At 39.4% G+C, this 23,412-nt stretch carries 20 protein-coding genes and 1 pseudogene; all 21 read right to left on the reverse strand.

From position 1 onward, the window contains the following. Nucleotides 1-5 precede the first annotated feature (5 nt). The 21 genes and pseudogenes from mnmA to HMPREF1040_RS01770 all read right to left on the reverse strand — a co-directional run bounded on the left by mnmA (nt 6) and on the right by HMPREF1040_RS01770 (nt 23,405). Nucleotides 6-1,094 (reverse strand): tRNA 2-thiouridine(34) synthase MnmA, encoded by a 1,089-nt coding sequence (gene mnmA / locus HMPREF1040_RS01670; RefSeq protein WP_007392144.1) that lies wholly within the window; start codon nt 1,092-1,094, stop codon nt 6-8. Continuing rightward, nucleotides 1,091-2,242: a cysteine desulfurase family protein gene (locus tag HMPREF1040_RS01675; protein ID WP_007392258.1), complete on the reverse strand. Its 1,152-nt coding sequence runs from the start codon at nt 2,240-2,242 to the stop codon at nt 1,091-1,093. The genes mnmA and HMPREF1040_RS01675 overlap by 4 nt, the downstream gene beginning before the upstream one ends. A gap of 113 nt (nt 2,243-2,355) precedes the next feature. After that, nucleotides 2,356-2,937, reverse strand: a complete 582-nt coding sequence (locus tag HMPREF1040_RS01680) for a hypothetical protein (protein ID WP_007392153.1) — start codon at nt 2,935-2,937, stop codon at nt 2,356-2,358. A gap of 66 nt (nt 2,938-3,003) precedes the next feature. Further along, nucleotides 3,004-4,038 carry a glycosyltransferase family 9 protein gene (locus tag HMPREF1040_RS01685; protein ID WP_007392282.1) on the reverse strand — a complete coding sequence of 345 codons (1,035 nt, stop codon included), beginning with the start codon at nt 4,036-4,038 and terminating at the stop codon, nt 3,004-3,006. Continuing rightward, entirely contained in the window at nt 4,025-4,546 is a 522-nt protein-coding gene (locus HMPREF1040_RS01690) for an HAD-IIIA family hydrolase (protein ID WP_007392217.1), read from the reverse strand. Before HMPREF1040_RS01690 ends, HMPREF1040_RS01685 begins: the two co-directional genes overlap by 14 nt. A gap of 89 nt (nt 4,547-4,635) precedes the next feature. Further along, on the reverse strand, nt 4,636-6,171 hold the full coding sequence (locus tag HMPREF1040_RS01695; protein ID WP_007392196.1) for a PfkB family carbohydrate kinase: 1,536 nt from the start codon (nt 6,169-6,171) through the stop codon (nt 4,636-4,638). Nucleotides 6,172-6,186: 15 nt separating this feature from the next. Then, complete coding sequence (gene nrdR, locus HMPREF1040_RS01700) at nt 6,187-6,654, reverse strand: transcriptional regulator NrdR (RefSeq protein ID WP_007392206.1); 468 nt, start codon at nt 6,652-6,654, stop codon at nt 6,187-6,189. A gap of 56 nt (nt 6,655-6,710) precedes the next feature. Then, nucleotides 6,711-7,736 carry a cell division protein FtsZ gene (gene ftsZ / locus HMPREF1040_RS01705; protein ID WP_007392250.1) on the reverse strand — a complete coding sequence of 342 codons (1,026 nt, stop codon included), beginning with the start codon at nt 7,734-7,736 and terminating at the stop codon, nt 6,711-6,713. Between the two features lie 120 nt (nt 7,737-7,856). Continuing rightward, nucleotides 7,857-8,717, reverse strand: coding sequence for a cell division protein FtsQ/DivIB (locus HMPREF1040_RS01710; protein WP_102889422.1), 861 nt, complete (start codon nt 8,715-8,717; stop codon nt 7,857-7,859). A gap of 17 nt (nt 8,718-8,734) precedes the next feature. Then, a complete protein-coding gene (locus HMPREF1040_RS01715; RefSeq protein WP_007392182.1) occupies nt 8,735-9,673 on the reverse strand; it encodes a D-alanine--D-alanine ligase in 939 nt (312 codons plus the stop codon). A 6-nt stretch (nt 9,674-9,679) separates the two neighbouring features. Next, a complete protein-coding gene (murC, locus tag HMPREF1040_RS01720; protein ID WP_007392226.1) occupies nt 9,680-11,062 on the reverse strand; it encodes a UDP-N-acetylmuramate--L-alanine ligase in 1,383 nt (460 codons plus the stop codon). A 23-nt stretch (nt 11,063-11,085) separates the two neighbouring features. Beyond that, complete coding sequence (gene murG / locus HMPREF1040_RS01725; protein ID WP_007392201.1) at nt 11,086-12,204, reverse strand: undecaprenyldiphospho-muramoylpentapeptide beta-N-acetylglucosaminyltransferase; 1,119 nt, start codon at nt 12,202-12,204, stop codon at nt 11,086-11,088. Between the two features lie 28 nt (nt 12,205-12,232). After that, entirely contained in the window at nt 12,233-13,597 is a 1,365-nt protein-coding gene (murD, locus tag HMPREF1040_RS01730) for a UDP-N-acetylmuramoyl-L-alanine--D-glutamate ligase (RefSeq protein WP_050791348.1), read from the reverse strand. 31 nt (nt 13,598-13,628) lie between these two features. Then, the gene (gene mraY, locus HMPREF1040_RS01735) at nt 13,629-14,606 is read right to left on the reverse strand and encodes a phospho-N-acetylmuramoyl-pentapeptide-transferase (protein ID WP_007392151.1); all 978 of its coding nucleotides are present in this window, start codon (nt 14,604-14,606) and stop codon (nt 13,629-13,631) included. A gap of 5 nt (nt 14,607-14,611) precedes the next feature. Further along, nucleotides 14,612-15,988 (reverse strand): UDP-N-acetylmuramoyl-tripeptide--D-alanyl-D-alanine ligase, encoded by a 1,377-nt coding sequence (murF, locus tag HMPREF1040_RS01740; RefSeq protein ID WP_007392198.1) that lies wholly within the window; start codon nt 15,986-15,988, stop codon nt 14,612-14,614. Between the two features lie 4 nt (nt 15,989-15,992). Then, nucleotides 15,993-17,490, reverse strand: a pseudogene (locus HMPREF1040_RS01745) (UDP-N-acetylmuramoyl-L-alanyl-D-glutamate--2,6-diaminopimelate ligase). An 81-nt stretch (nt 17,491-17,571) separates the two neighbouring features. Further along, nucleotides 17,572-17,961 carry a cell division protein FtsL gene (locus HMPREF1040_RS01750; protein ID WP_007392274.1) on the reverse strand — a complete coding sequence of 130 codons (390 nt, stop codon included), beginning with the start codon at nt 17,959-17,961 and terminating at the stop codon, nt 17,572-17,574. A 23-nt stretch (nt 17,962-17,984) separates the two neighbouring features. Then, on the reverse strand, nt 17,985-18,920 hold the full coding sequence (gene rsmH / locus HMPREF1040_RS01755) for a 16S rRNA (cytosine(1402)-N(4))-methyltransferase RsmH (protein WP_007392232.1): 936 nt from the start codon (nt 18,918-18,920) through the stop codon (nt 17,985-17,987). An 8-nt stretch (nt 18,921-18,928) separates the two neighbouring features. Continuing rightward, entirely contained in the window at nt 18,929-19,369 is a 441-nt protein-coding gene (gene mraZ, locus HMPREF1040_RS01760) for a division/cell wall cluster transcriptional repressor MraZ (RefSeq protein ID WP_007392160.1), read from the reverse strand. A 160-nt stretch (nt 19,370-19,529) separates the two neighbouring features. Then, nucleotides 19,530-20,474: a tRNA glutamyl-Q(34) synthetase GluQRS gene (gluQRS, locus tag HMPREF1040_RS01765; RefSeq protein ID WP_007392220.1), complete on the reverse strand. Its 945-nt coding sequence runs from the start codon at nt 20,472-20,474 to the stop codon at nt 19,530-19,532. Nucleotides 20,475-20,483: 9 nt separating this feature from the next. Beyond that, on the reverse strand, nt 20,484-23,405 hold the full coding sequence (locus HMPREF1040_RS01770) for an insulinase family protein (protein ID WP_036257306.1): 2,922 nt from the start codon (nt 23,403-23,405) through the stop codon (nt 20,484-20,486). Between the last annotated feature and the right edge of the window lie 7 nt (nt 23,406-23,412).

The following is a 23,412-nucleotide window of genomic DNA, read 5'->3' on the forward strand; positions in this document are numbered from 1 at the left end:
TCCTTTTATTTAATAATACCGCCACCCAATACACGCTCTCCCGTTTGGACATCATACAATACTAAGGCCTGACCAGATGTAACTGCCCGTTGCGGTTGCTGAAATTCAACGTATGTCATTCCTTCTGTTGACGGATATACTTGACACAACGCTTCCTTTGCAGCATATCGAATTTTCCCTAATGCAACAAAGGGTTTCGTTGGAATTTCTTCTACCCACGAAACCTCGTAAATAGGAACATGTGTCGTAAACAATTCTTTTTCAGAACCAACAATAACCTGATTATGAGCTACATTTAAAGCAATAACATAATAAGGGCCTCCCGGTCCCCCTAACTGTAAGCCTCGTCTTTGTCCTATCGTATAACAAGGAATGCCTTGATGTCTACCTATGACTTTTCCCGTCGTGTCCACAAAATCACCTGGCTGAAAACAGGCAGGAACACGTTTACGTAAAAAAGATTTATAATCATTATCTGGAATAAAACAAATATCTTGACTCTCCGGTTTATTGAATACAGGTAATTTCCATTCTGCTGCCAACGCCCGCGTATCTGCCTTCGCAAAGTCCGCCATAGGAAACAACAAATGAGGCAATACTTCTTGAGTCAACTGATATAAAACATACGATTGATCTTTTTTGCGATCCGCTCCTCGTAGCAACGAATATACTTGTCTATCCTTATCGTAAACAATGCGTGCATAATGCCCCGTAGCTAAAAAATCCGCACCAAATTGCTTTGCTTGTTCCCACAACAAACCAAATTTAATCCACTTATTACAAGCAATACATGGATTCGGCGTTTTCCCCTGCGTATACGCTTCTACAAAATAAGAAATAACATCTTGTGAGAAAACCTGTCGAAAATCTAAAGTATAATGAGGAATTCCCAATACATCAGCCACTTCTTTCGCATCATCTACAGATGCGAGAGAACAGCACGCATGAATATTATCGGTTACAACACAAGTATTCTCTTCTTCCCATAACCGTAAAGTAATCCCAATCACATCAAAACCTTGTTTCTTTAGTAAGCCAGCCGTAACAGAGCTATCCACCCCACCACTCATTGCTACTGCTACACATTGTTTCATATCCTTGCTCCTTTATCAAAAACCGCGGCGATATCTTTCATAACCGCAATAAAGCGATCCACTTCCGTCTCCGTTGTTTCTTTTCCCAGCGAAATACGCAAACTTCCCTTTAACCACTTTGAAGATATCCCCATCGCTTGTAATACATGTGAAGCTTGAGCTGCTCCCGCTTCACACGCAGACCCAGCCGATACAGCAATCCCTGCTCGATCCAGACGAATCAATAAAACGGCACTATCACATTCAGCCATACTAAAATTCATAATATGGGGTGCACTATTCTCTAAAGTTCCATTATAACGTACATTCTTGGTAGATACAATAAATTCTTGGAAAATACGTTTTTTTAACCGAAATACGTGTTCAGCCCATTCTTGACGATGGGCTTCTACCAACTTAACAGCCGAGCCAAGACCAACAATTGCCGGTACATTTTCTGTTCCCGCATGCAAGCGATGTTCTTGTGGTCCACCAAAGGAATTAGCATGTACCTGTATGCCTGGTCGAATATACAACACACCTATACCCTTAGGTCCATATATTTTGTGTCCACAAATCGTCAACAAATCAATATGCATACGCTTTGGCTGTATATTGATATATCCAAATGCTTGTACGGCATCTACGTGAAAAGCAATGCCCAATTCATGTGCTAACATGCCAATTTGTTTTATCGGCTGAATCATGCCAGTTTCGTTATTTACGGCCATAACCGAAATAAGTACTGTATTTTTCTGACAAGCCGCTCTAACTGTCTGTATGTCTACGCGTCCATCCGCCTGAACTGGCAAAAACGTAACTTCATAACCTTGTGTAGCTAACCACTCAAAGGTACGTAACACTGCATGATGTTCAATAGCCGTGGTTATAATATGACCACCTTTAGGAAAATTAGCACGCAAATATCCTAAAATAGCTAAATTATCAGCTTCTGTTCCCCCTGCCGTGAAAACAATATCCTGATTTTTTACAGCTAAAGCCTTTGCAACAATTTCTCTTGACCGTTGAACAGCTGCACGTGCTTGCTGTCCAAAATAATGCAGACTCGATGGATTTCCATATTGTGCGGTTAAATAAGGAAGCATATCCTCTAATACCTGTTTATCTAAAGGCGTTGCCGCCGCATAATCCAAATAAATTCGTTCCATTATATATTTTTTAAATTCCTCTCTTCCATAACCTAACCAAGCCAATTTATATCAAATGATACAAATAAAGGACCCGTTTCCTTGGAAGCGGATCCTCTTATTCTTCCTATGTATTAAAAGCTATATCCTACCCCTACTTGTACTCCTTTGACCGTATCCTTATATCCTGCCGCATCCACCTTGCTATTACGATATTGAACATGTGCATCAATACCAGGTAATACGGGATATCCCACACCAACTACATACGATTGGGTTCGATTTCCTAAGCCAATATTAGCATATCCTTTGAATCGATAAGGTAAGTCCATTTCTCCCCGTACCCCAAATTGGTATCCCGAAGCACTCCGATAAGTCCCATCAACTTCCGTTTGAATATACGCCCCACCAGCATAGGCAGTAAGATTATCCGTCAAATGATATCCGCCAGTTACATATTGTTCTTGAATATGATTTCCCGTATTTCCACGGGCATAATGATGACTATACTGTACATTCCATTTAGGTGTCACCGTATAGATAACATCGCCACCTGCAAAATGATTATTTGCTGGACGGGATCCCTCTTTTTGCTGTAATCCATAATTTACATTTACTTTTAACGTACCCGGGGTAGCTGCATTTACAGAATATAACCCCATTGTACTACCCATGAGTCCTATTACTACTGTACCCGCTAACAATATCCTTTTCATATCAATACCCTCCCACGCATATAATACTACATTTAGTATACTCTATCCTAACGAAAATATAAAGTATTATGCTATTCCATTTTCCATACAACATTGCTTATACATATGCCATACCTGATCTACTGTAATTTGTGCCATACACTGTGCATCTTTTATTTTAGGATGCCAAACGGTAGCTCTAGATGTCGGTGATATAATAGTATGAATATGTGCATTATCAGTTCCATAATAGGGTGCACTTCGTTCTGCACAAGTAGTACCAAATAACGCAATTAACGGTCGTTTTAGTGCATTAGCAATATGCAATGGACCTGTATCAGCACTAATAAATAAAGCCCCTTGCTGGATAACCGCCATCATTTCTTTTATCGTTGTTTTCCCCATATAGTTTTTAATAAAAGGATGCTGAAGACCTTCTAGTAAGACATCTCCTTTTTTCTTATCGCCTTTACTTCCTAATAAAACCACCGATACTTGCTGCGAAATAAGTCGCTGTATAAACTGCCGCCAATATAAAACAGGCCACTCTTTTAACTCCCAACGACTTCCTGGCACAATAACAACATATGGTTTATGTAAACCATCTTTTTGCAAACGGTATGTCATAGTTTTCTTTTCTTTTGCAAAATCAGGCAAAGGGAATGCCACCGTATTCACCTTCCCCCCCAACACACGCACTGTATCCAAATAACGTTCAATCAAATTTCCATGTTGATATTTTCCAATCAACGGGGTACTAATCGCAGCACTCCCTTCTTGTAATTCCCAAAACCCTACTCTTCGTTTTGCGCCACTACACAAAGCAACGCCACCACTTTTAGCCCATCCTTGTAAATCTAAGGAAAGATCAAAATCATAAGCCCGTAATTGTTTATGCAGGTTCCACCAATATAAAGGATTTATAAACTGCCGTTCATCAATATATACAACTTCATCAATATAAGGTTTTCCTGGTAAAATATCGCGAAATTGTTTATGCACAGCCCAAACAATGCGTGCTTGTGGCCAATTATTTCGTATTGCATATAAAGTCGGTAAAGTATGAATAATATCTCCTAACGAACTCATGCGAATAATCAATATATTCTTATATGATTCCACGTTTCTTCCTTTCTGCCAAAATTCTATTTACAAATTCATATAAATTGTCCCCCATAAATAGATAAGACTCCACACCAGCCCGTTGACCACACTGTATATCACGTACACTATCACCAATAAGAAAAGATCTTGTTTTATCAATATCATAATCTTTACATGCTTGTAATACCATGCCTGGTTCAGGTTTACGCCAATCACTTTTCTTATTATAAGCAGGTATCAAGGCTCCCTCTAAATAAGGACAATAATATACTGCTGCAATGTTGCCTCCTGCTCGTGCTACCTCGCTACACATCCAACGATGCAATTGCCGTACAGCCTCTTCAGTATAATATCCTCGAGCAACGCCACTCTGATTCGTTACCACAATATTAGTATACCCTAATAAAGTTAGCCTTTGCAATGTTTCTTTAGCTCCTGGAAGCCAGCAAAATTGCTCCGTTGTCCCGACGTATCCTGAATCAATATTTAATACACCGTCCCGATCAAAAAACGCAGCCTTTCGCATATTTTACTCCTTTTTTAATTTTTATCTCCATAGACACTATGATAAAAAAGAAACAATCCATATAACATATTGTTTCTTTTTATCTATCCCTATTCTTGTTTTTCTTGTTTTTCTTGTTTTTCTTGTTTTTCTTGTTTTTCTTGTCTTTCTTGTCTTTCTTTTTTTTGTACAGCGTAAATTTTTTGAACCAATGCCGTTGTTGAATATCCTGGAGAAAACGGCATAATTTCAACCGATTTAACAAATTCTTTGCCTACCACTTCATCGCGTTGATAATCTCCACCTTTTACCAATATATCTGGTTTTAATACCGACAATACCTTTTCTGGCGTATCTTCCGTAAACAGTACCGCTTCATCGACACACCGTAACGAACGTAATAATAAAAGCCGATCTTCTTCCTTTATAAAGGGTCTTGTTTTTCCCTTTAGCCGCCGCACCGACGCATCTGAATTCACACCGATTACTAAATGGTCTCCCAACAATGCAGCTTCTTGTAAATATACAATATGTCCGCGATGAACTAAATCAAAACAACCATTAGTAAAAACTACCGTTTCACCTGCACGTTGCCAGTTCTTTATTTTTTCCGCTACTTCTTGCCAAGATGACATGTGATTATTTTGATTCTTACGTGCAAAATGCTGTTGCCACCATTGCAATAAATCTTCTTGATGAATAGGATATGTTCCCACTTTAGATACAGCTATCCCTGCAGCAACATTGGATAAAAGCAAACCCGCTTGAATTGATAAATGTCCCACCATAGCGGCCATAAACACCGCTGCTACCGTATCACCAGCACCAGACACATCAAATACTTCTTGTGCGGTCGCTGCATTATTCCACACCTTTCCGTCGTCACGAATCAAGGTTAACCCCTTTTCCGAACGCGTAACCAGGACATGCTTCACCCGATATTGCTCATGTATATTCATCCCCGCTTGCACAACATCTTCATTGGTATTTTCTATGTCATTCCCCAAACATTGCGCCACTTCTTTAATATTGGGAGTAATAAAATCAGCACCCACATATTTTAGCCAATCCACACCTTTAGGATCAACCAATACTAGTATACCCGCTTTTTTTGCCATATGAATTAATGTTTGAGTCAGGTTCGGTGTCAATACACCCTTTTGATAATCAGAAATAATAAGTCCATCTAATCCTGCCTGTATATGTGCTTGCAACCAAGATATAAAATATTTTTCTTCTTCAGCTGTACTATCCGTATAAGCTTCGAAATCCAACCTCAGCATCTGTTGTTGTGCCCCCAAAACACGCATTTTGGTTGTCATCATACAGTGTTTCCGTACAAGCACCCCTGAACTTTCGATATTAGCATGCTTAACTATTTCACTAAAAATACATGCATTTTCATCATCGCCTATCGTTCCCGCCAAAGCAACCTGACAATGTAAAAAAGCCAAATTAGCTGCTACATTTGCAGCCCCACCCAAAACAGCTTTCGTGTATTCAACCTTATTCACGGGTACTGGTGCTTCAGGGGAAATGCGTTGCACTTTACCAAATACATACTTATCGAGCATAACATCCCCTATCACGGCAATACGCAACTGCGATAAAGTATATTTTAAAAATTCATCAATATATTGCCCCATTTTACGCTCCACTATTTATGAGTTATCTTCCTTACTCCCCATTAAATGCTTCAATTCTGCCATAAAACTATCCAAATCCGCAAACTGTCTATATACAGAAGCAAAACGAATATAAGCTACTTCATCTACTGTCTTCAATTCATTCAACACGATTTCGCCTATTTTCTCGCTACTAATTTCCTGTAACAACAAATTGCGAATAGTCCGTTCCACCCTATTCACAATATCTTCTATTTGTTGTCTCGTAACGCGTCTTTTATTACATGCACGTAATAGTCCATTAATAATTTTATTCCGATCAAATAACTCTCGATCACCCGTTCGTTTTATTACAACTAATGGCACTTCTTCCACCATTTCATAGGTAGTAAACCGCCGGCGACACACTTGGCATTCACGGCGCCGACGAATTGCACTACCTTCATCAGTAGCACGAGAATCAGTAACTTTTGTCTCTGCACTTTTGCAAAATGGACATCTCATGAATTGTCCCTCCTATATCACAAAAAAAGCAGATCCTATCGGGATCCGCTTTTTATTTATCTCATCCAAGCTGGAATTTCCACACCCGCTGAATTTTTGGAATCAATATTACTTGTGCTATTTTGTCCAAAACTAGGAATCGAAGTAGGCTCTTTTCCAAATCCTGTTGCAACAACAGTAATACGAATGGAGTCTTCCATATCGGGATCAATAACTGAACCAAAAATAATATTAGCATCCGGATCCACCGCTTCAGCAACTTTTTCAGCCGCTTCATTAACTTCATATAAGCTAATATCTTGTCCCCCTGTTACATTAATTAAAATACTCTGAGCACCATCAATACTTGTTTCTAATAAAGCACTATGAATAGCACTATCAACAGCATCAATGGCTCTATTTTCTCCCGATGCAATGCCGATACCCATAATTGCTTCACCTTGATCAGACATAATCGTTTTTACATCAGCAAAATCTAAGTTAATCAGCCCCGTAGTCGTAATTAAATCAGAAATTCCCTGTACCCCTTGACGCAATACATCATCAGCTACTAAAAACGCTTCTTTCAACGGCGTTTTTTTATCAATAATCTGCAGCAACTTATCATTAGGAATCGTAATAATTGTATCTACTTTTTCTTTTAAATAAGCAGCCCCTTTTTCAGCCTGTTCTTTTCTTCTTTTTCCCTCAAAAGCAAACGGCTTTGTTACGACAGCTACAGTTAAAGCACCCATTTCTTTAGCACATTCTGCCACAATAGGAGCTGCACCCGTACCAGTACCACCGCCCATACCAGCAGTAACAAAAACCATATCAGCACCTTGCAACGCCTTCATAATTTCTTCTTTACTTTCTAATGCTGCCTGTTCACCTACTTGCGGATTGGCTCCAGCTCCTAGTCCGCGGGTTAATTTTTCACCAATTTGAATTTTTACATCCGCACGAGATACTTCCAGCACTTGATCTTCCGTATTTACGGAAATAAATTGAACCCCTTGCAACCCACTTTCAATCATTCTATTAACGGCATTATTACCGCCTCCACCGACACCAATTACTTTTATATTTGCAAATTCTGCCATGTTCAAATTTCCTCCTTCAAGACCGCACCCATTCTGCGCAGATTATATTCTTTTTTATTGTACACTATCTTGAAAAATTTTTCTATAATTAATTCAAATAAAACACTATTCTTCTGTCCTTTACCGTTTTATTAAAGGAGCACGAATATCTGTATCAATATATTGCACATGCAATTGCTGTTGTTCCACTTGTCGCAATAAATCCATCGTAATATCTGCCCGTTCGCGTGGATGATCAGCCTTGCCCAGATGAATTGCGATACTATCACTCGTATATACAACAATATCCGCTGTATCCGCCATGTTTACTTCCGTAATTTTTTCTTGCACAGCTACTGGTAATATCTTTATATATTGCAATACACCCTGTATAGTTGCATCATCTAACGTATCTCCTAATAATACGGCACCCACTTTTTTTCCCGTAATAATTGGTGCCGACACCCCTTTGATTTGTGATGCAGTTTGAATAATCATGCCCGTATCATCTATATAAGCAAATCCAAACATCGTCATAACAAGGGCAATCGGTTTTCGCTCGGTAAGCTGTATCGCAATCGTAAAGGGAAATTTGCGCGTAACCGTTACCTTCCCAATACGCAAATCCTCATGTAATCTGTTTTCCATTTGATTTGGCGATAATTGTACTACATTAATAGGTTTACCCACTCCCGCCGCACGATACACATCACTTTGTTTCATCGTTTCATTGCCATGCACTTCAACTGTACCAAAAGGAATAGGAGCCAATCGCAACAAACACCATCCTATCAAAAAAACAGCAATTACAAGCCATACCTTCCGCTTAACTAAGGGTTTTCTTTTTCTTATTCTCCTTGTTGAAAGACCTTGCCGTGGTACAGAAGTATGCGTTTCTATTTTTTTATGACCAAAGGAAGAATCATATTTTCCCCTTGTCATAAACTCATTGAATGTATCTGACTCAGTCATCCATCTATTATTATCGTCTGTATATTTCATTGTCTTATCCCATATACTTAAAATTTACCAAATGAAGCCTCTTGAAGAATTTGTTCACATAAGTCTTCAAAAGATACCCCCATAGCACGTGCCGCATCTGGCACCAAACTCGTTTCAGTCATACCTGGCACAGTATTAATTTCTAATACAAAAGGTTGTCCCTTGCGATCCATCATCATATCAACCCGAGCCACCCCACGTGCATGGCAAATTTGAAATACCCGATAAGCTAATTCCTGCATTTCTTTTGTTTTTTCTTCTGAAATAGGTGCTGGACACAGATGTTTTGCTATTCCTGGCGTATATTTTGAATAATAATCATATCGCCCTGTTTCAGAAACAATTTGAATCACAGGAAATATCACCTTTCCCATAACCGCTACGGTAAATTCATCTCCATCAATAAATGATTCAACTACAATAGAATCATTATAAGAAAAGGCTTCTTCTAAAGCAGCTCGTAAATCTTCTGCTCGCCGAACAATTACCGTACCAATACTAGATCCTTGACCAGCTGATTTAACGACAACAGGAAAAGAAAAATGTTGTATCACGTCTTGCTGTATTGATTGTATAGATTGTGTTGAAAAATAATACGAAAAAGGAGCCGTTGGGATACCGGCACCAACAAAGGCACATTTACTCATCACTTTGTTCATCCCTACGGCACTAGCCATAACGCCCGAACCCGTATAAGGAATTTCAAGCATTTCACATAATCCCTGCAATACACCATCTTCTCCGTATTTTCCATGTAAAGCATTAAAGACCACATCAATCTGTAATTCTTTCAATTGCTGTGCTAATTGTCTTGGTTCTAATTCCAATATGTCTAAGTGATATCCCTTACCTTGCAATGCGGCTGCAATAGCAGCACCTGTACGTCGTGATACAGCCGCTTCTGTTGATGGACCGCCTACTACAACAGCGATACGACTTTTTTCATCAAATTTCATATAAGTCTATTCCCCTTTCAGTAACGATATATATGCTTCGCCTACTTTATAAATGTCTCCAGCCCCCATAGTTAAAACTAAATCAAAGGGCTGCACATGTGCTTGTAAGAAAGGAATAATATCTTCTTTATGAGGGATATAGATAGCCTCTTTTCCCGTTTGTTCTTTAATTTTATCAACGATTAACTTGCCCGTTACCCCTGGCATGGGATCTTCATCGGCACCATAAATATCAGTAATAATCAAAATATCCGCTTGTAAAAATGCACTACCAAATTGTTCTAACAATAATTTCGTTCTCGAATACCGATGCGGTTGAAATAAACATATTACCCTATGTGTTCCCATATCACGTGCTGCCGTAAGTGTTGCATTAATTTCAGTAGGATGATGTGCATAATCATCGACAACCCAGATATCATGTACAATTCCCTTCGTTTGAAAACGCCGTTTCGCTCCACGAAAATGACTAAGTGCTGCACGTATATCTGTAAAGGAAATTCCACAATGTAATGCAACTGCAATGGTAGCCAATGCATTAAGCACATTATGCGTACCTGGTATACGAAGGCAGGCCGTTCCCACTAACGTCTGCTTGTGATATACATCAAAATAATGCAATCCCTTTTCATATCGCAATCCTCGTGCCTGATATTCAACATCATCCGAAAAACCATAAGAAATATAATGCCGTCCTATCGTTTTCGCAAGTGCACGAATGCGTTCGTTTTCAAAACAAAGAACCGCCAATCCTTGTACGGGATCTACACGTTGAATAAAATCCTTAAATGCATCTACCACATGTTCTATCGAACCATAATGGTCCATATGATCGGCATCAATATTTGTTACCACTGCAATATACGGTTTTTCCTTCAAAAAGGTGCCGTCACTTTCATCAGCTTCAACAATACTATATTCACCTGTACCTAATATAGAATTACTATGTAAGTAGTCTACTTCGCCACCAATGACAATAGTAGGATCCATTTTACTTTCGATAAAAACTTGCCCCAACATAGATGATGTCGTTGTTTTTCCATGTGCCCCGGCAACAGCAATCGATTTTCCCCAGCTCATAATATAAACCAATGCATCAGAACGATGAATAATAGGAAGCTGTTTTTCTCTAGCTGCAACCAACTCACAATTATCCTGATGAATCGCTGTTGAAACCACTACCACTTCTGCATCTTGTAAATTTTCAGGTCGTTGGCCTATACATATGCGTGCACCCTGTTGTGCAAATCGATCAGTAATATCAGATCGTACACTATCCGATCCAGATACGTCATATCCTTTAGCAATAAAAATATTCGCAATTGCTCGCATACCTGCTCCGCCAATACCAATAAAATGAATTTTTCGTATTGTATGTAAATCTACCACGTATATATCCACTCCTCTTATCTTCAGCTACGACGGTTTGCCATTGTCAATGCTAATTGAGCAATATCATGTGCTGCTTGCGGTTTTCCTAATGCCTTGCTTGCTTTTGCCATCGCCAATAACGCATTTGTATTTTCTTTTAACCGCAATACTTCATCTAATAATTCTTTTCCCGTGAGCATCTTATCTAAAATCATCTTCGCTGCCCCCTGTTTTACTAATTCAAGTGCATTATAACGTTGATGATCTTCTGCTGCATAGGGGTAAGGGATTAAAATAGAGGGCACACCTCGCACTGTCACTTCAGCTAATCCTACCGCCCCAGCACGATACACCACTAGATCTGCTGCGGCCAATGCCTCTGGCATCTGATGCAAATAAGGAATAATAAGACTACCTCGACCATACCTTCCTTTTTCATCCACTTCCGCAAGTGCCTGTACAACTCGTTGATATTCCCCTGCTCCCGTAACATGAATAATTTGAATATCATCCATATCCTTAAAATATTCATGTACCATAAGGGCCGCTGTATTAATAGAACGAGCACCTCTACTACCACCAGCAATCAAGAGAGTAAACGTATCTTTTTTTAAAGATAATGCAGCTCTCCCCTGTTCTTTTGTTACCGTAAGTACTTCTTTACGCACAGGATTACCCGTATAAATTAATCGATCTTTATGGGAAAATCTCTCTGCCGCAGCCTCATACCCCAAAGCAATACAACTAACAAATCTGCTTAAAATGGTATTCGTAACCCCGGGAATCACATTTTGTTCCTGAATAAGCGTAGGTATCTTCCGCATACTGGCTGCTAATAACACGGGTCCACAAACAAATCCGCCTGTACCTATCACAACATTTGGTTTAAATTGATGAATAATATGCATAGCTTGAATAACGCTCTTACCCGTTCGCCCCAATGTAACCACATTTTTCCACGAAATTTTTCGTTCTAATCCTCGCACATCTAACGTAACAAAAGGAATATTTTCTTTGGGAATCAAGGTATTTTCCAGTCCTTGACGCGAACCAACATATAAAAATTCTGTTTTTTCCAATTCCGCAATAGCACGGGCGATGGTAATTGCGGGATAAATATGGCCTCCCGTTCCACCCCCAGAAATAATGACTCGACGCATCTTTTGTCCTCCCTACTATTTACGCCCCTTATAGAGCATTTACAATCCCTTTAAAGACACGACCTCGTTGTTCATAATTATCATACATATCAAAACTAGAGCAAGCCGGAGATAACACTACTGCCTGAGGTGCTTTAGCAATAGAGCGTGCCTCCATAATAGCCCGTTCCATACTGTTTCCCATCAGACGAATATCCTTAACACCAGCCGCTTGTGCTGCTTGGGCAAAACGAGAAGATGCTTCTCCGATAAGAAGTAAGGTGTCCACTTTTTCTTTTACAAGCTTCATGAACTCATCAAGAGATGTCATTTTATCATGTCCACCGGCAATTAAAATAAGATTTCCTGAAAATGCTTCTAAGGCTTTAATCGATGCATCCACATTAGTACCTTTTGAATCATTATAATATGGAACGCCATGAATAACACGCACTTTTTCTAGACGATGTTCTACACCAGAAAAATTCATTATAACCTGACGAATCGTATCTAATGGTACACCTGCCACAAGTGCCAATAACGTTGCAGCTAAATAATTTTGTATATTATGTTTTCCTAATAATGGTAACGTATCAGCCTGACAGATTACCATATCTGCTCCATTATGCCGTATGACTAATTGATTATTTTCATAAAAAGCACCTTCTGGCACGGGGCCTTCCGTAGAAAAATAATACACTTGCCCAACCACATGTGCTGCCATTTCTCGTACTCGTGTATCATCATAATTTAAAACCGCTGCGTCTGTTTTTTCTTGATTTTGAAAAATTCTTTCCTTCGCCGCCGCATAAGCTTCCATCGTATGATGTCGTTCTAAATGATCGGGTGTTATATTTAAAACGGTAGCCCCCTTGGCATGTAAAAAATGAGTGCACTCCAATTGAAAGCTCGATAATTCTGCAACAACTACTGCTGTGTTAGGTAAATCCATCACATGCTCTGACAATCCGATTCCGATATTCCCACCTACAACAGTTTGTCTTCCTGCCGCTTTTATCATTTCACCTAACAACGTTGTTGTCGTTGTTTTGCCATTTGTTCCTGTAACACCTAAAACAGTCGCATTCGTCAACTGGCAAGCCACATCCACTTCACTCCAAATAAGCATATGTCGTTTTTTTGCCTCTTGCAATATATCCATGTCAAGAGAAATAACTGGTGACGGAACAACAATATCTACATCCGCCAACAAAGATATATCTTGGGTACCAAAAACACACTGAATGCCTAATTCTGTAAATCCTTTCCACGGTTCTTCCGCTATATCCTGTAGCTTTGCATCATTTAGCAACACCGTTCCTCCATGTTGAGCTATTGCCACTGCCGCAGACCGACCGCTAATCCCCGCACCTAAAACAAGTACTCGTTTGCCTGAAAAATCCATTATACTCATCTTGTACACCCACTTTATATGAACTATCGCATCAATAACGCCATACCACTAATAAAATAGAAAAAATCGCTACGACGGCAGAAAAGAACCAAAAAGCCGAAACTACTTTTACTTCACTCCATCCAGATAATTCAAAATGATGATGAATCGGACTCATTTTAAAAATCCGAACCCCTCTCAATTTAAAAGAAAGAACTTGTAAAATAACCGATAACGCCTCTAGCACATACAATGCACCAACCAGCAATAACAATAACTCCGTTTTCGTTACTATTGCCATTGCTGCTAATGCACCCCCTAATGCCAAGGATCCTGTATCACCCATAAAAACCTTTGCTGGATGCTGATTAAAATACAGAAAGCCTAAACAAGCTCCCGTAATTACCATAGGAAATAAAGAAAATTGCGTATATCCTAAGGTAAATGCAATAATCACATAAGCAGCAGAAGTAATCGCACATGACCCCGCAGCTAATCCATCTAATCCATCAGTTAAATTAACAGCATTACTAGATCCTACAATCATAAGAAAGACAAAAAAATAATAAAAATCGCCTAAATCTAACTGCAAAGAAGTTCCAGGAATAACCAGTGTCGTTGAAAAGGGTGTTGTCAAGTGCAATAATACACAAAAAACAATTGCAACAAGTGCTTGTCCGCATAATTTTTGTTTTGCCGTTAGCCCTAAATTTCTATGTTTTATTGCTTTAATTCCATCATCAAAAAAACCAATTGCCCCATTGCCTAAAAACAAAATCATCGCTAACCATTGACGACTTTCCACCGAATGAAAAATAAACATCGCCAAAATCATGGTTATCATCGTAGATCCAATAAGTAAAATGCCACCCATCGTGGGCGTTCCCTCTTTTTGCTTATGACTCGCTGGGCCCTCTAAACGTTCAGACTGACGTGCTTTTGCTTTTTTTAATTGTTTTATAAGTGGCCTGCCCAAAAATAATGAAATAACCAGGCTAGCCAAAAATCCAAATAGCAATATGGCTATCATACATTCTACATCCCTTCAAAATACGCAAGTACTTTTTCCATACTAAATCCACGCGAGCCTTTTAATAATATAATTGCTCCTGGCGACAAATGCTCTTTTATTTTACCTGCTGCTTCTTGATGTGTTTTCACTTCATATACCGCTGTCATACCCGCTTTTCTTGCTGCTCTAGCACTTGCAGCTGCTAGTTCTCCTAACGTAATTAACACATCAATATTCGCTTGTACCACGGCAGACCCAAGTGCTTCATGTTCAGTCACAGCCCACTCCCCTAATTCTAACATTCCCCCCAGTACGGCTATCTTTTTCCCTCTCGGTAACATCGACAAGGTTTGAATTGCCGCCATCATGGAAGCAGGATTGGCATTATACGCGTCATTAATAAACGTATATGAACCAATATGTATTAATTCTTCCCGCATGGGAACCCCTTTATATTCACTTAATCCACGTATCATTTGATTTTCACTTAATCCTAATAGCCTTCCCGTAGCAATTGCCGCCAAAGCATTATAGACATGGTGTTTTCCTAACACCGGTATTTTAACTTCAAATCCTTGATCAAAACACCGACACATAAACGAAACACCTTTTTCACTGACCCGTATTCGTTCTGCCTGTACAGCCGCTTCACACGATACCCCATAGCCAATGACCTTCCCTTTACATACATTTGACATAGCAGCAACACGAGAATCATCCTGATTCAAAATCGCTATTCCTTCTGCCGATAGTGCTTCTACCAATTCAGCTTTTGCCCTTGCAATATTTTCAATAGAACCTAATAACTCAATATGGCTTTTTCCCACATTCGTGACTACCCCAACGGTGGGTTCAGCAATAGAAGCCAGTGCTGCGATTTGTCCTAATCCACGCATTCCCATTTCAACCACACAAACCTCATGTGTTTTATCTAACTGCAATAACGTTTTCGGTAAACCAATTTCATTATTAAAATTCTTCTCCGTTTGGCATACATTGAACTTTTGCGATAAAACCGATGCAATAATATTGCGTGTTGATGTTTTCCCTACTGATCCTGTAACCGCAATAACCGGTATAGAAAATCTCCGTCGATGAAACTGTGCTAATTGCTGATATGCTTGCAACGTATCAGCCACCAAAAAGACAATCGCATCCAAAGACCTATATTCCGGTCTATTTTCAGAAACAACGATACCCGTTGCTCCTTTTTTCACCGCCTCCAAAACAAAGTCATGACCATTGAACCGATCTCCTGTTAACGCCACAAATAACGATTGTTGTGTCAATGTACGTGTATCCGTATCTACATGTTGAAAAACTTCTAACCGCGATTTAGGTGCCATCAGCACTTGTGCTTTTGTTGCTTCCTTTACTTCCTGTACTGTAAATGTTGCCATAATTTTACCTCTTCAACGCCAATACGGCCTGACGAGCCTCTTCTCGATCATCAAAATGAATAGTTTTATCACATAAAATCTGGTATGTTTCATGCCCTTTACCAGCAATAATAATAATATCGCCACTCCGTGCCAAGCCAACTGCTTCTTGAATAGCTTTCCGTCGATCGACAATTACCTTATAGGTTTTACCAGCGGTTATCGCTTCTTTAACACCTACTTCAATTTCTTTTACAATAGTTTCTGGATCTTCAGAGCGCGGATTGTCCGATGTAACAATTGATATATCTGCATGTTGTGCAGCAATTCTCCCCATAATAGGACGTTTCGTGCGATCTCGATCACCACCACAACCAAATACCACTAATACTCGTTGTGGATTTAATGCTCGTGCTGTAACTAGTGCTTTTTCCAAACTATCCGGTGTATGAGAATAATCGACAACAATCGCAAAATCCTGACCTGCTTCAACTAACTCAAATCTTCCTGGGACAGCATGAAAATTCCGTACAGCTTGTTCAATTACCTCCGTATCTACCCCTTCAGCATGTGCAGCCCCCATAGCAGCAAGGGTATTATATACATTGAACATCCCCGTCACGGGCATTTCTAACGAAGCATTTACAAAATTACCTTGCACCGTAAATGATGCTTTTTTTAATTCAACACGAACATTTTCTCCACGCAAATCGGCTTTTTGTTCTATTCCATACGTAAGCACTTTCGCCGTTCCACAAGCATCTAGTATTTGTTGTGCCCATTCATCATCCACATTAATAATTGCTGTTTTCCCCTGTTTCTTTTCACGATTTTCCGTCAACCCTCGAAACAGTTCTGCCTTAGCAGCCACATATCGTTCCATCGTTTTATGAAAATCCAAATGATCTTGTGTTAAATTCGTGAATACAGCTGTATCAAATTCAATTCCTGCCACCCGATGTAATGCCAATGCGTGACTGGAAACCTCCATGACAACATGGGTCATTCCTTTATCATACATCCATGATAAAAATCGCTGTAACTCAACCACATCGGGTGTGGTGTTATGAATGGGTAATTCTTCATCATCTAATAAAGCATGAATCGTTCCCAATACGCCTACATGATGTCCTGCCATACGTAACATATGTGCAATCATATGCGTTGTAGTCGTTTTTCCATTCGTCCCCGTGACACCGATCATTCTCATCTTTTTCCCTGGATAATCATAAAAATATGGCACCATCTGTTCTACTGCGACATGAACATCCGGAACAACAATTTGCGTAATCGTCGAAGGTAGTGCTAACGGCTTTACCGTTAAAACAGCTATTGCCCCTTTTTCTATTGCCTGAATAGCAAAATCCCCCCCCATCTACATGAGTGCCTGCTACGCAAACAAATAAATTTCCCTTTTCCACCTCACGAGAATCGGCCACAATACCTGTAATAACACCCGTTTCATTTCCTTGTAGTGTATATACACCTTGTATCTTAGCACAAAGTTCTTGTATTGTTTTCATGAATAATCCTCCTTATATCATCTATCCACCAATAGGAATAGTGTACAACAATAGCAGCCTAAAAAGGCTGCTCGTATATCCTCAGCGTTTTGCCGTCTCTTCGTTTGTTACATTTCCTTGATTCTTCTGATTATATAAAATATATGCTGGTGATACCATACCTAATTCAGTCGTGGCCATGGTATAAATCCGTTCTGGGGCTTCCAACTGGGCAATATCAACGCGTAAATTATCATTTTCCTGTTGTAATTGTTTAGTTTGTAATTTTATATTCGACAAAGCGTACTCGTTAGAAGTTTTAATTGCCGATAAATTTACATATAACACCAAAAAGATAGCTGCCAAACCAATTGCTTTCACTATTCGTTTACAATTTATCGTCATGCATGATTCGGTAGTACGTAGTGGTATCGAAAACGACGGTTGCTTTTTTACACGATATCCCATATATTCTGGATTTCTGGCCAACATATTTTAACACTTCCTCTTTTTTCTTATATTCGAACACCGATACGCAATTTAGCACTGCGTGCCCGTGGATTATGCATAATCTCTTCTGGTGATGGTACAATCACCTTATTTGTTATTTTTAAACTAGCATGATGATCACAAGTACATACTGGCATATGAGGAGGACAAATACACTCTGTCGCCAACTGTTTAAACGTGCGTTTTACAATTCTATCCTCCAAGGAATGAAAGGTAATAACACCTATTTTGCCGCCCCGTTTTAAACAAGAAACCGCAGCTTCTAAAGACTGCTGTAAAATAGATAGCTCCCCATTTACCTCTATACGAATAGCTTGAAATGTACGTTTTGCTGGATGAGGTCCATCTTTTCTAGCCCCCACAGGAATTGCTTTCTTAATAACCTGCACCAATTCTTGTGTCCGTGTGAAGGTTTTTTCTTTCCTCGCAGCCACAATAAACATAGCAATTCGTTTTGCCCATCGTTCTTCGCCATAGTCTTTAATAATACGATATAATTCTTCTTCCCTATACGTATTAACAATATCAGCTGCTGTTTTCTTATTTTCTTGATTCATACGCATATCCAAAGGACCATCATGCATATACGAAAAACCACGCTCGGGCATATCTAGTTGATAACTGGAAACACCTAAATCAAAAATAATGCCATCCACTGCGTCAACACCTAATTCATATAACGTCTCTTTCACTTCTCGAAAATTACGTTGCACACAAGTAACATGACAAGACACCGTTTTATCTAGTCGTGTTTTAGCCGCTTTTAAAGCCTCTTTATCTTGATCTAAGCCGATCAACCATGCTTCATTATCTAATAACATACCTAATGTCGCCGCATGACCACCGCCCCCCAAAGTGCAATCTACATACACTCCATTGGTCGGACCTAATACAGCCTTTACTGTTGCCGAACATAACACACTAACATGATGAAAATCCATACAGCCTCCTAAAAATCCAACGCTAATGTTTCGTCTAAACTTTCGGCTATCTCTTCCATATCAGGAACAACACGAGACGCGTATTCTTCATACGCTTTTTTATCCCAAATTTCAATTTTATCGCCAGTCCCTAACACCGTAACATCTTTATTCAACTTAGCATATTCGCGAAGTGTACTGGGAATAAGTACTCGTCCCTGTTTGTCAAATTCCACTTCAGCCGCACTCCCAAATAAAAACCGTTTAAATGCTCGTACGCTTTCTTTTGAGGCTTTCAACTGTTTCATTCCATTCGCCAACGCCATCCAATGATCAGCCGTATATACGGATAGACATCCTTCTAATCCACGCGTGACAACACAATGAATGCCAAGTTCTTCACGGAACTTCGCAGGCAAAATAACTCTTCCTTTAGCATCAATACTATGTGTATACTCACCCATGAACATTTGTCTATCACCTCTTTCACTTTCCACCACATTTTACCACATTTACACACTAAATGACAATAATAGGAAAAATTTTTTATATAAAAAAAAGAAATCACTGTTTTTTTTACAGTGATTTCTAAATTGGAATAATTATCAAGCGTCTTATTCCTTTTAGCTATTATATATTTTTCAACTCATCTACAAGATTCGTGATAACTATATCTTGTGTAGATAAACACTTCCATTCACTATTCTGAATCAATTCATCAAGCGTATAACAGCGTTTTTCTCTCACGAGTCCACCTCGCCATGCTAAATAAGAGAGAATCTGGGTTGGTCTAATGCCGCATTGACGTAAAGAATCAATCGTAATCCCCTGTTGGCGTTTAGAATATCGATTTCCCTCTGGATCCACTAAAAGAGGTACATGCGTATAACAAGGTATACCATAACCCAATTCACCAAAAAGCCAACATTGCACCGCGGTCCACGCCAACAAATCGTGTCCCCGTACAACATGTGTAATATCCATGGCACCATCATCAGCTACCACCGCTAATTGATAAGAATACAAGCCATCCGCTCGTCGCACAACAAAATCACTTGTCGCATTGGCAAATGATGCTTTCTGTAACCCAAAGACACCATCCACAAAAGAAATCGTACCATCAGGAATATGAACACGCCAAGAAGGTGTCTTAGTTTCATCAAATACATGTGCTTGCCATCGTTTGTAACAATGTCCATCATAGGTGCGATATTCGCCAGCATGGGGTGCATCAATATGTTGTAACCTACTCCGTGTACAATAACAAGGATATAACAATTGTTTTTCTCGCAATATCTCCAACAAATGCTCATAATGTGCATACCGCTGCTGTTGTCGATAAGGAGCATAGGGGCCTCCACGCTGCGGTCCCTCATCCCAAGTCAATCCGAGCCACAACAAATCAAACAAAATTTTTCGCGTATATACTGGCTTAGCACGTTGTTCATCAATATCTTCAATCCGCAATACCCACGTGCCTTGATACTTCCGTACTTGCAGCCATGATAAAAACGCGGTCCATACATTTCCCAAATGCAACTCTCCCGTAGGACTAGGAGCAAATCTTCCGCGCATGATAAATCCCTACTTCGTCAACGGAATAACCTGTGAAAATCGTGCAGCCGCTTCTTTTATTTTGCCCTCATTTCCCATGACACATACATTATTTTCAGCCATTACAGCACGAATTAACGGTGCTAACTGACGAATATCCGCTACGGTTACTTGCAGCAATTGATCTCGTCTATGCTGAGCTACTTCATCTGTTAGCCCGGAAAAATATTGACGCATCGCCTTTTCGCCTCGCAATGATGGCGTCAAAGGGATATCAACTCTACTCAACGTCCCAATAACATATTTTGTCATTTCTCGTTCTGATACAGCAAAACCTTCTAAATAATCAGCGACTGTATCATATACATCCAACGTACTACCTAAATTAGGATCTCGATAAGAACAAAAGATCATGTCCCCATTACCGGAAAAACGAGTCATCGCACCATATGCGCCGCCTTGTACGCGAACCTTCGTCCACAAATAACCATATTGTAAAATTGTATCTAAAATGGCTAATGCACCCGTATAATCAAATCCATGTGAGCGAATATTACCGCCTTTAGCCACATATTGCACTTTACCACTAGTCACAATTCCTTCATTGCGCTGTCGCAATGCAAACTGGCATAACGTCGTTTTTTTACTCCCAGCAGGCAACGATTTTATCCATGGGGCTAACGCCGAAAATGCATCTTGATAATCCGCATCACTACCAGTTATCGCTATGGTCAAAGCCGATTTAGTCATCACTTTTTGCAATATTTTTTGCAACGTATTTGCAAGTGAATCGACCTCTTGTTCGATATTATCTGCTAACTGTGAAATAAATTGATAATATGTCATTTCACCAGCATCACAAAACGCTTCTACTTGTGACACATAGGATAATAAGCGATGTGTTACCAAAATATTTCCACGCCGAAAAGCGTCCATATCCCAATTCGCCTTTACTTCTTCTACCAGTTCAATCAAGCGTTCTTTACGAGTAAAAATCGTTTCCAGCGTAACCTCACGCAGTAAATCACCAATAGCTGCGAAATTAGCCGTCAATCCCTTTGCCTTTACTTTAAAGACAGGTGTATATACCGTATTATCCTGATAATCAGCAATAGCTTCTACGGAAAAATCTAACCCACCCGTCACTAAATCCACCTGCATAGCTAATGCTTCATAAGATTGCTGAGATGTATCTATTTCACCTAACAAATCACTTAGCAAATATACATATGGCAACTCATCAACCGTAAACCCATGCAAATCAAAATATGCCGAAAGATAGGTAATATCATTCGTAATCGCTGGAATATGAATGACCTTTACCCCATCATGCATATATTCACGTCGTTCAATTTTTTCTATTTGTTTCGATAAATCATCTCGCGATAAGATAGGAATAGTCGCCAATGCTTCTGGTGAATCTGGTGCAGCTTGTCGTTTTTTTAACGCCTTAGTATCGGCAATAATCTGTTCAATTTTCGCTGCAGACAACGTTTTTTTATATTCAGCTAATGCTTGTGCCTGTGCTTGATCATGTTTTTCTGTTAATCCTGGTTCTGGTACTAACGATACCAATGCATAATAAGAATTATCCAATATATATTTTTTTAAAATTTCTTCATAATACCGTGTATGTAATCCATTACGCAATACTTTTAAACTTTCTTCATACCGCAAAGAATCCAAGGGATCTTTATCATATAACCATGTATCCATACACCGAATACCATAAATCAACCCTTTTGGACGTCCTGCAAAATCGGCCTCCCTCAAGAGAAATTCTACCCGATTTAACGCTCCCGTCAACGCTTTACGATCTAACCCAGTTGTAATGCATTCTTGTAAAACATTCTGTACAATAGGTATAATCTTTGCTTGATCGTCCGGATCCGAACCATGCACAGAAAGAGACCACATAGGCTGTAAAACGCCATCTTGAAAATCAGCAGAAATATCTTTCCCTACTTGAGCATCTAACAATGCTTTCTTTAACGGTGCTGCTGGTGATGTTACCAACACATAAGTCAATACTTTAAGTGCTAATCCCAACGTTGTATCCAAGGCATCGTCTATAACATAAGTTAAACTATGTAACGTCTTTTGGGTTGTATTTTCATCAGAAGCTACACCATAAGGAAATGTCTTCGTAATCGCCTTAAGACAATGTTGCCGTGTAACAGCCGAATCAATTTTTTGCTTATCAAAATGATGTAAATACTCGCTATCAATAAATGCCAAGGTGTTTTCAATATCCATATCACCATATAAAAAAATATAACTATTTGATGGATGATAATATGTACGATAAAAATTCGTAAATCCTTCAAATGTGAGCGTAGGGATATCATCTGGATCTCCGCCCGATTCCACACCATATGTAGTCTGCGGGAATAACGATGCCATAACATGACGTTCTAATTGAGAATCCGGTGAAGAAAATACTCCTTTCATTTCGTTATATACAACCCCACTATAAGTTAAAGGCGCGGTGGCACTCTCCAATTCGTAATGCCATCCTTCCTGCATCAATACTTGCCGATCATGCAACATGTTTGGAAAAAAGACCGCATCCAAATAAACATCCATTAAATTATGAAAATCTTGAGCATTGCGACTAGCTACTGGATACATTGTTTTATCGGGAAAAGTCATCGCATTTAAAAAGGTATTTAACGAGCCTTTAACTAATTCTACAAACGGTTCTTTGAGTGGAAATTTCCGTGAGCCACATAATGTAGAATGTTCACATATATGTGGTACTCCCGTGCTATCCATCGGGGTCGTTCTAAAGGAAATAGAAAAGACCTTATTATCATCTTCATTTTGAATATATAATACACGTGCTCCCGATTTTTCATGCTGCAATTCATATACCTGACTTGCAATTTCGGTAACATATTCCCCTCGGATAACACGAAATCCATGTACCATACACGCTTTCTTTAACTCCATCATAATC

Origin of the sequence: Megasphaera sp. UPII 135-E, assembly GCF_000221545.1 — a bacterium.
Taxonomy (GTDB): Bacteria; Bacillota; Negativicutes; order Veillonellales; family Megasphaeraceae; genus Megasphaera; species Megasphaera hutchinsoni.